The sequence below is a fragment of the Desulfobacterales bacterium genome (assembly GCA_034003325.1).
GTDB lineage: Bacteria > Desulfobacterota > Desulfobacteria > Desulfobacterales > JAFDDL01 > JAVEYW01.
In genome coordinates, this window is the sequence record JAVEYW010000021.1 from 47,119 (window position 1) to 61,216 (window position 14,098).

11 protein-coding genes are annotated in these 14,098 nt (G+C 54.4%); 6 read left to right on the forward strand and 5 right to left on the reverse strand.

Going from position 1 to position 14,098, the window contains the following annotated elements; genetic code table 11:
• Nucleotides 1–7 precede the first annotated feature (7 nt).
• The gene (locus RBT11_18210; GenBank protein MDX9788718.1) at nt 8–2,017 is read left to right on the forward strand and encodes a hypothetical protein; all 2,010 of its coding nucleotides are present in this window, start codon (nt 8–10) and stop codon (nt 2,015–2,017) included.
• A 14-nt stretch (nt 2,018–2,031) separates the two neighbouring features.
• Here RBT11_18210 and RBT11_18215 read toward each other — a convergent pair whose 3' ends face one another.
• Together RBT11_18215 and RBT11_18220 are read right to left on the reverse strand one after the other, a co-directional pair.
• Entirely contained in the window at nt 2,032–5,310 is a 3,279-nt protein-coding gene (locus RBT11_18215; protein ID MDX9788719.1) for a methylmalonyl-CoA mutase family protein, read from the reverse strand.
• 228 nt (nt 5,311–5,538) lie between these two features.
• Nucleotides 5,539–5,754 carry a hypothetical protein gene (locus RBT11_18220; protein MDX9788720.1) on the reverse strand — a complete coding sequence of 72 codons (216 nt, stop codon included), beginning with the start codon at nt 5,752–5,754 and terminating at the stop codon, nt 5,539–5,541.
• A 695-nt stretch (nt 5,755–6,449) separates the two neighbouring features.
• Between RBT11_18220 and RBT11_18225 the strand changes: the two genes are divergently transcribed.
• The 3 genes from RBT11_18225 to RBT11_18235 all read left to right on the forward strand — a co-directional run bounded on the left by RBT11_18225 (nt 6,450) and on the right by RBT11_18235 (nt 8,518).
• On the forward strand, nt 6,450–6,857 hold the full coding sequence (locus RBT11_18225) for a PIN domain-containing protein (GenBank protein ID MDX9788721.1): 408 nt from the start codon (nt 6,450–6,452) through the stop codon (nt 6,855–6,857).
• Nucleotides 6,858–7,016: 159 nt separating this feature from the next.
• Nucleotides 7,017–8,000 (forward strand): acyl-CoA dehydratase activase, encoded by a 984-nt coding sequence (locus RBT11_18230; protein ID MDX9788722.1) that lies wholly within the window; start codon nt 7,017–7,019, stop codon nt 7,998–8,000.
• 83 nt (nt 8,001–8,083) lie between these two features.
• Nucleotides 8,084–8,518 (forward strand): iron-sulfur cluster assembly scaffold protein, encoded by a 435-nt coding sequence (locus RBT11_18235; GenBank protein MDX9788723.1) that lies wholly within the window; start codon nt 8,084–8,086, stop codon nt 8,516–8,518.
• Between the two features lie 24 nt (nt 8,519–8,542).
• Here the strand turns inward: RBT11_18235 and hldE are convergent, their stop codons facing one another.
• From hldE to RBT11_18250, 3 genes are read right to left on the reverse strand one after another with little or no spacing between them, the layout of a single operon-like run.
• Nucleotides 8,543–10,024, reverse strand: a complete 1,482-nt coding sequence (hldE, locus tag RBT11_18240; protein ID MDX9788724.1) for a bifunctional D-glycero-beta-D-manno-heptose-7-phosphate kinase/D-glycero-beta-D-manno-heptose 1-phosphate adenylyltransferase HldE — start codon at nt 10,022–10,024, stop codon at nt 8,543–8,545.
• Nucleotides 10,021–10,650, reverse strand: coding sequence for a D-sedoheptulose 7-phosphate isomerase (locus tag RBT11_18245; protein ID MDX9788725.1), 630 nt, complete (start codon nt 10,648–10,650; stop codon nt 10,021–10,023). The genes hldE and RBT11_18245 overlap by 4 nt, the downstream gene beginning before the upstream one ends.
• Nucleotides 10,651–10,695: 45 nt before the next feature.
• Entirely contained in the window at nt 10,696–11,652 is a 957-nt protein-coding gene (locus RBT11_18250; protein ID MDX9788726.1) for a hypothetical protein, read from the reverse strand.
• 312 nt (nt 11,653–11,964) lie between these two features.
• Here RBT11_18250 and waaF point away from each other — a divergent pair, with 312 nt between their 5' ends.
• Both waaF and waaC read left to right on the forward strand, forming a co-directional pair.
• Nucleotides 11,965–13,011: a lipopolysaccharide heptosyltransferase II gene (gene waaF / locus RBT11_18255; GenBank protein MDX9788727.1), complete on the forward strand. Its 1,047-nt coding sequence runs from the start codon at nt 11,965–11,967 to the stop codon at nt 13,009–13,011.
• Nucleotides 13,008–14,078 carry a lipopolysaccharide heptosyltransferase I gene (gene waaC, locus RBT11_18260; GenBank protein ID MDX9788728.1) on the forward strand — a complete coding sequence of 357 codons (1,071 nt, stop codon included), beginning with the start codon at nt 13,008–13,010 and terminating at the stop codon, nt 14,076–14,078. The genes waaF and waaC overlap by 4 nt, the downstream gene beginning before the upstream one ends.
• The last annotated feature ends 20 nt before the right edge of the window (nt 14,079–14,098 follow it).

The following is a 14,098-nucleotide window of genomic DNA, read 5'->3' on the forward strand; positions in this document are numbered from 1 at the left end:
CCTGGAGTTGACCGCGACACCCTTTGTGGAAACCAGCCGCGGGGCGGTGCCGTTCAAGAACGTGATCTTTGATTATCCGCTTGGCAAAGCCATGACAGATGGGTTTGTGAAGGAACCGGCGGTGGTAACGCGAAAGAATTTTAATCCGGCCGGGATGGCGCCCGAAGAAATCGAACGCCTGAAGCTTGAGGACGGGCTGCGCCTGCATGAAATCGTCAAGGTGGAATTGGAAACCTATGCCCGGGAGAGCGGCAACCCCATGGTCAAACCGTTCCTGCTGGTGATTGCGCGCGACACCACCCATGCGGCCCATCTGGTGCAGATGATTCAATCCGGCACCTTTTTCGACGGTCAATATAAAGATAAGGTCATACAGGTGGATTCCAGCCGGACCGGCAAGGACGAGGAAGAGATGATCGAGCGGTTGCTGAAAGTGGAGCAGACGGATGAGCCCACCGAGATCGTTATCCACGTCAACATGCTGAAAGAGGGCTGGGATGTCACCAACCTTTACACTATTGTTCCGCTGCGGGCGGCCAACGCGCGCATTCTCATCGAGCAGTCCATCGGCCGGGGCCTGCGCTTGCCCTTCGGCAAACGGACCGGGGTGATGGCGGTGGATCGGCTGAACATCGTCGCGCATGATAAATTCCAGGAAATCATCGACGAGGCCAGCCGGCCCGATTCCACCATCCGCATTCAGGCATTGGTACTGGACGATGCGGAGCTGAACCGGAAGACCGCAACCGTCATATCGCGACCCTTGCTTACGGAAAAGATAGGGGCAAAACCGGATCATGTTACGACCGTCACCCGTTTGGCCGGAGCGGAGGAACCATCGGTATTTTCTTCCCCGGCAGAACAAGAAATAGCCCGGACGGCCTGTGAGGTGATTTACGGACTTTCGAACCAGCCGCGGAAACTGCCGGGTGTTGCCCACTTGAAAAAACCGGAGATGCAATCCGTCATCGTCGCGGCGGTGACGGAACGCCAACCTCCCGCACAAATGGAATTGCAGGGGGTTACAAGAAAACCGGATATCGCAGCCGTGGTGGCAAAAACCATTGACCTGATGACGCAGCAAACCATCGATATTCCGCGTATCATTGTGGTGCCTACGGGGGATGTAAAGACCGGTTTCAAGGCGTTTGCACTCGACCTAAAGACGCTGAAGTATCCGGCGGTTTCAGACGATTTGTGGATTCAACATCTACGGACCCGTCAACTGGACGTGTTAGCGTTGGGCCGCGGTGGCATCGAGGAAGCGCGCCTTGAGGATTATGTGGTGAGCGGCCTGATGGATTTCGATGACATTTCCTACGATGATCATGCCGATCTTCTATATAATCTTGCGGGCCAGACGGTGCGGCATTTTCAAACCTATCTTTCCGAGGAGGAGACAGGAAAAGTCTTGCGCTGCCACCAGCGGGATATCGTACGATTTATTCACGCACAGATGCAGGCCCACTACTGGGAGGAGGCGATCGGGTACGAGGTAATGGTCAGCAAAGGGTTTACCGAACTCAAAGAAAGCGCCTATTCTTATTCGGTTGCAGAACCGCACCTCGATTATCGCATATCACCGGAGGACAAAAGCAACATGCCCAAATACCTTTTCGGGGGATTCGGGCGCTGTCTCTATCCGGTCCAGAAATTCGGCTCGGAAGCTGAGCGCAAACTCGCCATGATCCTTGAACGGGATGCAATGAAGTGGTTCAAGCCCGCCAAGGGTCAGTTCCAGATTTTTTATCGTCATGGTGCAGCCTATCTGGAATATCAGCCGGATTTTGTGGCTGAAACAACAGATACGATTTTCATGCTTGAACCGAAGGCCAGCAATCAGATGGATGACGTGATCGTGATCGCGAAAAAAGAGGCGGCCATGAAATGGTGCGCCAATGCTTCAAATTACACAGCCGGTTATGGTGGAAAACCATGGCGATATGCGCTGATTCCGCACAATGAGATCGCGACCAACATAGCGCTGAATGCTTTGGCGGCCCGGTTCGGGGCGTGAGATTAAAGGCGTTATTACATATTCCGGCGATATTTTCCACCCACTTCGTGCAGCGCGCGGGTAATTTGGCCGAGGCTGCAGACCTTGACCGTCTCCATCAGTTCGGCAAAAATGTTGCCGCCGGAAAGCGCGGTTTGCTGCAACCGGGCAAGAGCAGCCGGCGCCTCCGACCGGTGCGCGGCGTGAAAGTCCGAAAGGCGCTTTAACTGCTCGTCCTTTTCCGCGTCCGAAGCCCGGGCCAGTTCCAGCTCTCCGGCCATTTCCGCAAGATCCGCATCGGGGTTTCTGAAGGTATTAACGCCGATGATCGGCATTTCTCCGCTGTTTTTAAGCAGTTCGTAATAAAGGGATTCTTCCTGAATTCTGCTGCGCTGATATCCCGTTTCCATAGCGCCCAACACTCCGCCGCGCTCGGTCAGCCGGTCAAACTCCGCCAGAACCGCTTCCTCGACGAGCCGGGTCAACTCCTCCACGATGAAACTGCCCTGGTTGGGGTTTTCATTTTTCGTCAGCCCCCACTCCCGGTTGATAATGAGTTGAATGGCCAGCGCCCGGCGCACCGATTCGGCGCTCGGCGTGGTGATGGCCTCATCAAAGGCGTTGGTGTGCAAGCTGTTGCAGTTATCGTAAATGGCGCATAAAGCCTGAAGCGTCGTACGAATATCGTTAAACTGAATATCCTGGGAGTGCAGGGATCTGCCGGAGGTCTGAATGTGGTATTTTAACATCTGGGAGCGCTCGTTGGCGCCGTACAAATCCCGCATGGCGATGGCCCAGATGCGACGGGCCACCCGGCCGATCACCGTGTATTCCGGATCAAGCCCGTTGGAGAAAAAGAAGGAAAAATTCGGCGCAAAGCTGTTGATGTCCATGCCCCGGGACAAATAATACTCGGCATAGGTAAAACCGTTCGCCAGGGTAAAGGCCAACTGCGTGATGGGGTTGGCGCCCGCTTCCGCGATATGATAGCCGGAGATGGAAACCGAATAGAAGTTCCGGACCTTTTTCTCGATAAAATACTGCTGAATGTCACCCATCATTTTTAGGGCGAAATCAATGGCAAAAATGCAGGTGTTCTGGCCCTGGTCCTCCTTTAAAATATCCGCCTGCACCGTGCCGCGAACATTTTGAAGGGCGTGATTGCAAATGGTTTCGTATTCTTCGGGGGTGGGCTCCCTTCCGGTCTCAGCCCGAAACTTTTCCACCTGTTGAGAAATGGCCGTATTGAGAAAAAAGGCCAGCATGATGGGCGCGGGCCCATTGATGGTCATGGATACGGAGGTACTCGGCGCACATAGATCAAAGCCATCATAGAGCGTCTTGGCATCCTCCAGGGTGCAGATACTCACGCCCGAGGTTCCGATTTTGCCGTAAATATCCGGCCGGGTGTCCGGATCATGCCCGTAGAGCGTCACCGAATCAAAGGCCGTGGAAAGCCGCTTGGCCGGGTACGTTCCGGACAAGAGTTTAAATCGCCGGTTGGTTCGACCGGGACCGCCCTCACCGGCAAACATGCGGGTGGGATCTTCGTCGGATCGTTTCAGCGGAAATACGCCGGCTGTATACGGAAACCGGCCCGGCACGTTTTCTTCCCGCATCCATCGGTAAATCTCACCGGGATCGGAGAAACCGGGGAGCACGATCTTGGGAATCTTTAAATGGGCCAAAGACTCGCTTGAGAGCCCCTGACGAATCTCACGATCCCGGACCGGATAAACCAGCTCATCCCCGGCATAATCGGATTTGATTCCTTCCCATTCGGTGAGCACGCCGCGCGTGTCCGGCGTCAGCGCGGCTTCCGCATCAGCGATTGCCGCTTTTAACTGCGCAAGTAAAGAAGAACCAGACGCCTCTTTAGTGTCCGCTTCAAGCTGCGCCAGGGATTCTTTCAAATGCCAGGCCGCTCGGACCCGCTCAGCCTGTCGGCAGGTTTGCTTATGATAATTCCGGACAGCGTCCGATATCTCAGAAAGATACCGGGTGCGCTCCGGGGGAATAATAATGGTTTTGGACGAGGATGTCTTTGCGGCCGGCCGCGGCAGGCGCGATTGAAAGGTAACGCCGGTCTTTTGGGCAGTGGCGTCCAGCAGGCCGTGATAGAGCGCGGTAACGCCGTCATCGTTGAATTTGGCGGCAATCGTGCCGTACACCGGCATCTCTTCGGGCGATTGAAGCCAGGTATTGCGGTTGCGCTGCACCTGTTTTCGGACATCCCGGACCGCATCCTCGGAACCGCGCTTTTCAAATTTATTGACCACTACGATGTCGGCAAAATCCAGCATGTCGATCTTTTCCAGTTGGGAAGCGGCGCCGAACTCGCTGGTCATGACATAGATCGACACATCGGATAAATCCGCCACCTGCGAGTCCCCCTGGCCGATCCCGGCCGTTTCCACGATCACCAGATCAAACCCGGCCGCTTTTGCAACCGTAATGGCGTCGTCAAGCGCTTCGGGAATCTCCGCATGAGACGCCCGGGTGGCCAGACTGCGCATGTACACCCGCTCACCGCCGATCGCATTCATGCGAATGCGATCTCCCAGCAACGCGCCGCCTGTTTTCCGGCGGCTCGGATCGCAGGAGATAATCGCCACGCAAATTTCCTTTAAATCATGCAGCAGCCGGACAATCAGCTCGTCGGTCAAGGAGGATTTTCCGGCTCCGCCCGTGCCAGTGATGCCGACGACCGGCACTTTTGCCTTATTCAGGCGCCGGGCCAGCTCGGCCCGAAGGTTCGCAAGATGACCGTTTTTACCGGCCTTGGCCAACTCCATGGCGCTGATCCACCGCGCCACCGCACGTTTATTCGCCGGCGTCAATTCGCTCGTCGCCGGCAGTGCCGCAACATCAATGGGCACATCCATCAATTGCACCATGTGATTGATCATTCCCTGAAGGCCCATGGTCGCGCCGTCCTCCGGAGAATAAATCTTGGTCACGCCATAGGCTTCAAGCGACCTGATTTCTTCCGGGACAATCACGCCGCCGCCGCCGCCGAAAATTTTGATGCCCGTGGCCCCCCGCTCTTTAAGCAGATCGACCATAAACTTGAAAAATTCAACATGCCCGCCCTGGTAACACGAAAGAGCGATTCCCTGTGCATCTTCCTCTATGGCGGCTGTTACGACATCCTGAACGGACCGGTCATGGCCCAGATGAACCACTTCAACCCCGGTGGCCTGAAGGATTCGCCGCATGATATTGATGGTCGCATCGTGGCCGTCAAAAAGGGAGGTGGCGGTTACCACGCGAATCGGGTGTTGGGGTTTATAGGGAGTCATTACGATGGTCATGAGTCCTCCTTTGGCGCGTAATCCCAAAGCGCCCGGATTCGACGGAAAAGGCACGGAAATGGCGTTACGAAAAAGCCAGCGTATTTAATCGCCAATATATCGCCCGGCAACTCATTCATGCAAGGCAAAAGACGCGGCGGATAGTAAAGATCCGCACCCGCTGGGCGCGGCTTTGAAAAAATTCCCCCATAGGGGGCGGGCCATGTGAGTTGCGCCGGTTTCAAATCCTTAATCAAACAGTTGTAGTTGTTCTACTTGCTGCTCTTTCTTTTCCTGGTAGCGGACAAACTTACGTATCATGTCCGCATCCAACCCAACTGTATCCACGCAATAACCCTTGGCCCAAAGGTGATTTTCAAACTGCTGGACATTCCCTGCGGCGAGGAAGTGGTTACAATCCTTTTTGATGAGGAAGCGCACCGGCAGTGGCGGGAGTTCGCGCATGATGTTGAGAAGAAACTTTCCGACGAGGGGGAATTTGAGCATATACGCGATTGGGGTGGAAAACTACCAGGTTCAGCGGCCAGAATGTCCGGGATTTACCATTGCGTTTCCTATGCCGATGGCGCACCCGGAAACCACAAAATGAATGCTTTAAGGATAGAGCGAGCGTTCCTGGGCGGAGCCATCAAGTCAAAAATATTTAGATGCGGCAAAGCAGATTACAGAGCGAAAAAAATCGGTTTAAAAACCTGTGTTGCGCATTCAGGCACTACCGGTTTTGGGCTCAGCGTTTCCCGATCAGGATCACTCCGCAGGCAAGGAGTGCGCAACCCAGTGCCCGTTTCAGGTCGAAGTGAATCTCCCTTATCCCGAACGCACCGTAATGGTCGAGGATTAAGCCGGTGATCAGCTGCGCCGCACGGTTGCAATGCGATGGTTACGCCCGCGCAGAACATGATTGCCAGTAGGTTCAGATTGGCCATTTCCCCCCTAATAAAAATTTTAGCAATATTGAGTAACAGGGCTCGCCACACTTATTTACACACAATTCAATGTGTAATATGGTGTGTAAAAAAGGACACCGTCAACCTTGCTCTTAAAGAGTTTGTATATAGGCATAAGCAACTGGAAATAATAAATATTTTTGGGAAAATGGACACCGATTCCAATTATGACTATAAAAGGGGAAGAACGCGTTGAAAGTCCTGGTTGATACACCAATATGGTCCTATGCACTTTGCTCACACAATAAAGATTATCAATCCAAGATCGATACGCTTACCTCTCTAATTCAAGATCAGAGAGCCATAATCATTGGACCTATTAGACAAGAAATCCTTTCTGGCGATAGCGATCCGCACAAGTATCTAACATTAAGAGAAAAACTATCTTATTTTAAAAATACACCTATCCTGGACGGTGATTATGAGCTAGCTGCTGAATTCAGTAGTAAATGCCGAAAAAAGGAAGTTCAAGGATCGCATATTGACTTTCTGATTTTTGCAGTAGCAAATAGAATCGACATTCCCATCTTTACCAATGATCAAGATTTTGAGCATTATCAAAAAATAATATCTATCAAACTGTTTGAAATAGAGAGCTAACATCTATAAAGGAATTGCGGGGACACCATATTGAATGCCAACCAGAATATGCACCAGATAAACTGGTGATTTTCACGTTGGTCGCCGGTATCTTCAGAGGGCATTCGGGACAGGCAGATAATACTTCGACCCGGGTCGAGGCATTTTTGGATATGGTTCATGGCATCACTATCCACTGAAATATTTCTGGGAATTGACGTGGGCTCGGTGAGCACGAAGATGGTCGCGCTGAATGCGGCCTCTCTTGCGATGATGGATCACGTGTATCTTCGAACCCATGGGGATCCGTTGGGTTCCATGCACGCCATGATGAAACGGCTGGCGGAAACGTTTGCGGGGGCGCGCGTGCGTGCCGCGGCCACCACGGGCAGCGGCCGTCACTTGGCCGCGCGACTGATCAATGCGGGCATTGCGAAAAATGAGATTACGACCCATACCCTGGCAGGCGTCAAAATGATGCCGGAAGCTCGGACCATTGTGGAGATCGGCGGCCAGGATTCAAAGATCATCCTTCTTAAGAACGGCATGGCCGTTGATTTTGCGATGAATACCGTTTGCGCTGCTGGAACCGGCTCTTTTCTGGATCAGCAATCAGGGCGTCTTGGCATTAACGTGGACGAGATGGGGGAGATGGCCCTGTCTTCCGACAATCCGGCGAGCATATCCGGCCGCTGCACGGTATTTGCCGAAACCGACATGATACACAAACAGCAGATCGGGATTCCAACCCATGATATCGTGGCGGGTTTATGCCGTGCGCTGGTGAGAAATTATCTGGGATCGGTGGCCAAAGGAAAACCGATTCTGGCGCCGGTGGTGTTTCAAGGGGGAGTCGCGGCCAATAAGGGGATTGTGCGCGAATTTCAGGAACAGACCGGATTGGAATTTCATGTGTCTCCCTATTTCGGGGTGGCCGGGGCCTACGGGGCCGCGCTCCTGGCGTCCATGGTCAAAACCGGACAGCCGGCCTTTCAGGGCTTTGAATTGCTGAATCGGCTGCACGACATCAGCAGTTTTGTCTGCAAGCAATGCGAAGAGGCCTGCTCGGTTCTTCGGCTTTATCGGGATGGCCGACTGATTTCATTCTGGAATGATCGTTGTGGAAGATATTCTTCCGGGGAATGGATTGACATGCAAAAATAAAATTCGTATTTAACCCACTCCATGAACCAGACATGCGCCGGCCATCAGGGCCTGAGCGGATGTCAGCACTGAAAGATACGAATATGAGCCAGAATCAAGATGCTTGCAATGCCTGTGTGGACGGCACCCGGAAGATGCTCGCCGTTGCCGGCTATTCTAATAAGGCGATAAATTATTATATCGAAAAGCCCTATATGGGCAGCATTCCCGATGCCGACCAGGTCAGCGAAATGACCGGCACCTGCGGGGACACCATGGGCGTTTATCTGAAAATTCAGGACGGCACCATACTGGACGCCAAGTATGAAGTCATGGGGTGCGCCGGCGCGGTATCGGCTGCCATGGCCGCCGTGGATCTGATCAAAGGGAAAAGCCTGGCGGAGGCGAGGGAAATTAACGATGGCACCATCTTTGGCGTGCTTGAAGAGATTCCGGTCAAGAAACATCATTGTATTCAGTTGGCCGTAAAGACGCTCCATAAGGCGATCGATGCATACAATAACGGCAACACACGGTAGCAGCGAGGTTGAATAATGGGCGAATCAGCGGCCGGTAGCGGATAGTTTTTTCGCAATATTGGTCGTGCTGTAGCCGTCGAGAATATCCACGAGGCATACTTTTCCCCCATAGGATTCAACAATCTCCCTGCCCACGACCGCCTCGATGGTATAATCCGCGCCTTTCACCAGGATATCGGGTTTCAGCGCACCGATTAAATCCAGCGGGGTGTCCTCGTCAAAAAAAACGATCAGGCTCACATCTTCCAGCGCACTGAGGATGGCGGCGCGGTCTTTTCCGGCCAGAATGGGGCGGGCATCCCCCTTTAATCGTTTGATGGACGCATCGGTATTGAGGCCGACAACCAGCTTGTCTCCCAGATGCCGGGCCTGGTGCAGCAGGCTCACATGCCCGGGATGCAGCAAGTCAAAGCATCCGTTCGTAAAGACGATTTTATTTCCTTTTAACCGCCAATTTTCCAGCGTGTCGCGGGCCGCCGAAAGGGTGGCGACCTTGAGCACGGGGGGAGCGATGCCTTTCCCGTTTTCCGTGGTGAGGGCCTGCTCTAATTCTTCCCATAGAATCGGTTGCGTGCCGAGTTTGCCGACCACGATTCCGGCGGCCAGATTTGAAACCGCCGCGGCTTGCGCAAAGATCATACCCGTTGCTGCGGCAGCAGCCAGGGTGGCGATGACCGTGTCGCCGGCGCCGGAAACATCAAAGACTTCCCTGGCTTTTGCGGCAAGAATCATGGGGGTGGGCTGGTTTCCGAAAAGCCCCATGCCCTTTGAACCACGGGTTACGAGCAGCCATTCAAGACGCAATTTTTCTCTGAGTGCACCGGCTTTTTTTGTCAGCAGGGTCTCATCGTCCAATTTTTTTCCGACAACGCCTTCTAATTCGGCCGTGTTGGGGGTGATGCAGGTTGCGCCGCTATAGCGCAGCCAGTCTGCGCCCTTGGGATCTACTAGTACCGGAATGCGGCGGCTTAACCCCAGGCCGATGAGTTGTTGCGTGAAATCCGCTGAGAGAAACATTCCCTTGCCGTAATCCGATAAAATCATTGCCCGGCACCGGGGCAATTCCGCCTTGACGGCGTTCAGAATCTTGGTTTCCGTGTCGGCGGCCAGACGGCGGGTTTCCTCTTCGTCGAGCCTGACGATCTGTTGGCGTTGGGCCATGACCCTTGTTTTGGTAATGGTCGGCCGCGTGGCTTCGGTCACGGTTAAATCGGCAACGCCCGCTGCGGATAAGAGTTCCCTGAGATGCTCTCCGGCCCAGTCCCGGCCAGTAGCGCCGATCAGGGCCGCCTCGCAGCCAAGGCCTGATAAATTGGTGGCCACATTCCCCGCTCCGCCCAGGGACCAGGTTTTTTTCCCCACCGTCACAACCGGGACGGGCGCCTCAGGGGATATTCGGCTGACCTCACCCCAGAAATAGCAGTCCAGCATGATATCCCCGACCACCAGAATTCGGGTCTTTTTTAAAGATGCGGCCAATTGATTGGCATCCACGTTGATTTTCAAGGCTGAGACTCCTGTTGTTCGATTAACCCATTTTCAATCTGCCACGCCCAATAATGCAATATGAAAATATGGCCTTCTTGTACGCGGGCGGTGGTTGCATCCGATACCACCACCGCCTCATTCACGAGCGCTTTGAGCGCTCCGCCGTCCTTGCCCAGAAGCCCGATGGTTCCCATGCCCATGGCGCGCGCTTTTTGGACGGCCATGATGACGTTTGCGGATTGGCCCGAGGTGGAAATACCGAGGAGCATATCCTTTGGCGTGCCCAAGCCTTCCACCTGGCGCGAAAACACCTGCGTATAATCGTAGTCGTTGGCAATGGCAGTCAAAATCGAGCTGTCCGTGGTCAGGGCGATGGCTGGAAAGGCCCGCCGTTCCTTTTCAAAGCGGCCGACAATTTCCGCTGCAAAATGCTGCGCATCGCTTGCGGAGCCGCCGTTGCCGCAGACCAGGATTTTCCCGCCGTTGCGCAGGGTCTTGAGCAGCAGCGCGCCGGTTTTGGTTACGATTGCCTCTAGTGCCTTTAAGTTTTCAAAGCACTGAATGTGGGCATCGATCATTCGAGTAAACATGAGCGCCTCATCACAATAGGTTACGAGTGGATACACGGCGTTGTTACCACTCATTGCCTCATCGGCTCAACGATTTTCTATCATTGCGGCCGACGACGATCAACTTTCGACGGAGTCTGCATATTCATATATCGCCGCCGCCAGAAGGGGAATCATGATTTCATGATGTCCGGTAAGGGCAAAGCCGGCGCCGCCTGAAAGCACCGGGCGGGAGACCACATTGACGGTGGGCCGGTAGTGCTGAATCATGTCGAAATTGCCGGTGGTGAAGTTTGTAACCGAATGCCCCAGGTTGCGGGCCACGGATAGGGCTTTTAAGAACACCTCCGGCATGATCACGGCGCTGCCGAGATTTAACACCACGCCGCCGTCTCCTAGTTTGGCCACAGTGGCGGCAAAAATCCTGAAATCCCGCAAGGAGGCTTCCCCGATGGCGGCCCCGCTGGCCGTGGGGTGCTGGTGAACGATATCGGTGCCAAGGGCCACATGAAGGGTGTACGGGATTTTCAGCCGATAACAACAGGCGATCAGCGCGCGGTCGATAAAAGGGGCTTTTTCTGCTTCAAGCAGCGCACCGACCGCCTCGCCGAAGCCTTCCTTGCCGCCGGCCGCTTTTTTGGCCGCGGTGTTTACCAGAAGGGCCGTATCCGCGGCCATGCCGAAAGAGCCGTCTTCAAGCTGAGAGGCCACGTCCTCCGAGGTGTGGCCGAATCGGGCCAGTTCCGTGTCATGAATGGCGGCTGAGCCGTTTGAGGCGAAATGGGTCAAAAATCCGTCTTCGGCAAGGGCTGCCAATATCGGCGCACACCCGGTTTTAATGACATGCCCGCCGAACATCACGATGACCGGTTTTCCCGATTGCCGGGCACGGACAACGGCCTTTGCCAGAGATTTTAAATCCTTGGCCTTTAAAATATCGGGCAGACCGTCCAAAAATTCACGAAACCGCATTCCCGGCCGTGGGGGGATGGCTTCGCTCGTTACATCCACCTTGGAAGCTCGCTGCGTAGCCGAATAGGTTTTAATGCCGGCAAGATCAATTTCATCGTAAGGCATGGTCCGTTACTCTCCGGGAATAGGGCACCGTTTTTCGAAAGAATCAAATGAATCAAAGATGGTTCGATTGCCATATCAAAAAATGGTTCGGATTACAATTTCTGTTCCATGGATACCCCGGGCCTATCGCATCGCTATTTGAATGAAGCGGCATTAGCGGTGCCGCGGGGATGGCTTAAAATAACTGTTCCGTCTTGACATTGAACCGGGTTGCTCCTATTAGGGAATGCGTTTTATCCCGAGTTCAAGGAAAAAATTTCCCCGGTTTTCAGGCCGATCGGACCATGCAACGCAAAGACGGTGAATCATTTTATGCGAATAGGCAGGGAACAAATTCAACAAACCCGGCGGCTACTGATTCGGTCCACCAACTGGATCGGAGATGCTGTGATGACTACGCCCGCGGTGCGGGCCATTCGAAAGAACTTTCCGAATAGCCATATTTCGATACTGGCGAAGCCTTGGGTGGCGCCGGTGTTCGACCACAGCCCGCATGTGGATGACGTCATCCTCTATGACGCCCATGGCCGGCACAAGGGCTTTGACGGTACGATCCGGCTTGCCAAAGATCTTCGAAAATACCGGTTTGATGCCGCCATTCTTCTCCAAAATGCCATTGAGGCGGCGCTCATCGCCTTTCTGGCGGGCATCCCCACGCGGATTGGTTTTGACACGGACGGCCGCAGGCTGCTGTTGACCCATCCGGTTCGCTGCACAAAGCAAATCAAATCGATTCATCAGACCGGGTATTATCTGGAGATATTAAAGGGCGCGGGGCTTTTGACCGGGGACCAACGGCTTGAACTGTTTCTCAGGCAATCGGACAAGCAGGGCGCCCAAAACGTGCTTGAAACCCATAGCGTTGGCGATGCGAATCTTTTGATCGGCTTAAATCCCAGCGCCACTTTCGGGCCCGCCAAGCAGTGGCTCGCGGAGCGCTATGCCGAACTGGGCGACCGGTTAAGCAAGGCATTCGGCGCGACGATTCTGATTTTCGGCGGCCCGTCGGATAAGGCGCTTGGCCGGCGCATTACGCACATGATGTCATCACGGGCCGTTGATTTAAGCGGGAATACTACCCTGGGGGAAGCCATGGCCCTCATCGACCGGTGCGCTGCGTTTGTAACCAACGATTCCGGGCTCATGCATGTGGCTGCGGCATTTAATACCCCGTTGGTGGCGGTTTTCGGCTCCACCAATTCCACCACCACGAGTCCCTATGCGGATTCCAGCCGTATCATTCGCGCGCCGATCGCTTGCAGTCCCTGCATGAAGCCGGTCTGTCCGCTGGGGCACATGGAGTGCATGAAGGCCGTCGGCGTGGCACAGGTGTTTAATGCCGTAAAGGATCTCTTGTGAACATTCTGATTGTCAAACTCAGCGCTATCGGCGATGTGATTCACACACTGCCGGCCTTAAACGCCATTCGCCGTCAATACCCGCAGGCGCAAATCACCTGGGTGGTGGAAGCGGCGGCGGCGGAGCTCATCATCGGACACCCGGCCCTGAACCGGGTGATCGTTTCCAGGCGAAAGCAGTGGATAAAACAACTTAAAGGGCCGCAATGGAAAACTGCGCTGCGGGAAATCACGGCCTTTATTCAGCAGCTTCGCGATACCCGGTATGATGTCGTGATTGATTTTCACGCCCTGCTGAAAAGCGCACTGCTGGTCTTCCTGGCGAGAGGCCACCGTAAAATCGGGTTCGGCAAGGGCATGCAGCACATGGAGCACAGTTACCTGGTCTTAAATGAGCGGGTGGCGCCTGTGGATATGGAGATTCATGCTCTGACCCGGCAACTGATGCTGATCGAGGCCATCGGGGTGCATTCCCGCGAGGTGGTGTATGACATTCCCATATCGGCCGACGATGAAAGGCAGGTTAAAGCCCTTTTGGCCGCTCATGGCATGAATGCCGCCCGTCCCCTGCTGGCGATAAATCCCGTGGCGCTTTGGGATACCAAGCTGTGGTTCAATGACCGGTTTAGCGATCTGGCCGATCGGCTCATCAGTATCCATGGCGTGGAAATCGTTTTTACGGGGGCAAAGGCGGATGTGCCGGTTATCGAAGAGATTCGTGCCATGATGACAAAATCCGCCGCTAATCTTGCCGGTAAAACCAGTTTGAAAATGCTGGCGGCGATTTACCGCAAAGCCGTGTGCGTGGTTTCGACGGATACTGGGCCGATGCACCTGGCTGCAGCCGTCGGGACGCCGGTGGCGGCGATTTTCGGGCCTACCGCTCCCTGGCGCACCGGACCCTTCGGCGCAGGGCACCAGGTCATTCGCACGGCTGCGGCCTGCTCGCCTTGCTTTCAGCGCCGATGCGAAAAAAACAGCCACATTTGTATGAAGGAGATCACCACGGAAATCGTAATGGCGGAAGTAGAGAAGATACTTGCGCATCAAAAGGGTTCGATGGGTTAAAAACTCGACACGGTCGGTTG

Excerpts from the sequence above, each read along its gene's own strand:
- RBT11_18250 (MDX9788726.1), bottom strand. The coding sequence starts at position 11,652 with ATGCCTTACGATGAAATTGATCTTGCCGGCATTAAAACCTATTCGGCT.
- waaF (MDX9788727.1), top strand. The coding sequence starts at position 11,965 with ATGCGAATAGGCAGGGAACAAATTCAACAAACCCGGCGGCTACTGATT.
- RBT11_18245 (MDX9788725.1), bottom strand. The coding sequence starts at position 10,650 with ATGAGTGGTAACAACGCCGTGTATCCACTCGTAACCTATTGTGATGAG.
- RBT11_18230 (MDX9788722.1), top strand. The coding sequence starts at position 7,017 with ATGGCATCACTATCCACTGAAATATTTCTGGGAATTGACGTGGGCTCG.
- RBT11_18220 (MDX9788720.1), bottom strand. The coding sequence starts at position 5,754 with ATGCGCGAACTCCCGCCACTGCCGGTGCGCTTCCTCATCAAAAAGGAT.
- RBT11_18215 (MDX9788719.1), bottom strand. The coding sequence starts at position 5,310 with ATGACCATCGTAATGACTCCCTATAAACCCCAACACCCGATTCGCGTG.
- RBT11_18235 (MDX9788723.1), top strand. The coding sequence starts at position 8,084 with ATGAGCCAGAATCAAGATGCTTGCAATGCCTGTGTGGACGGCACCCGG.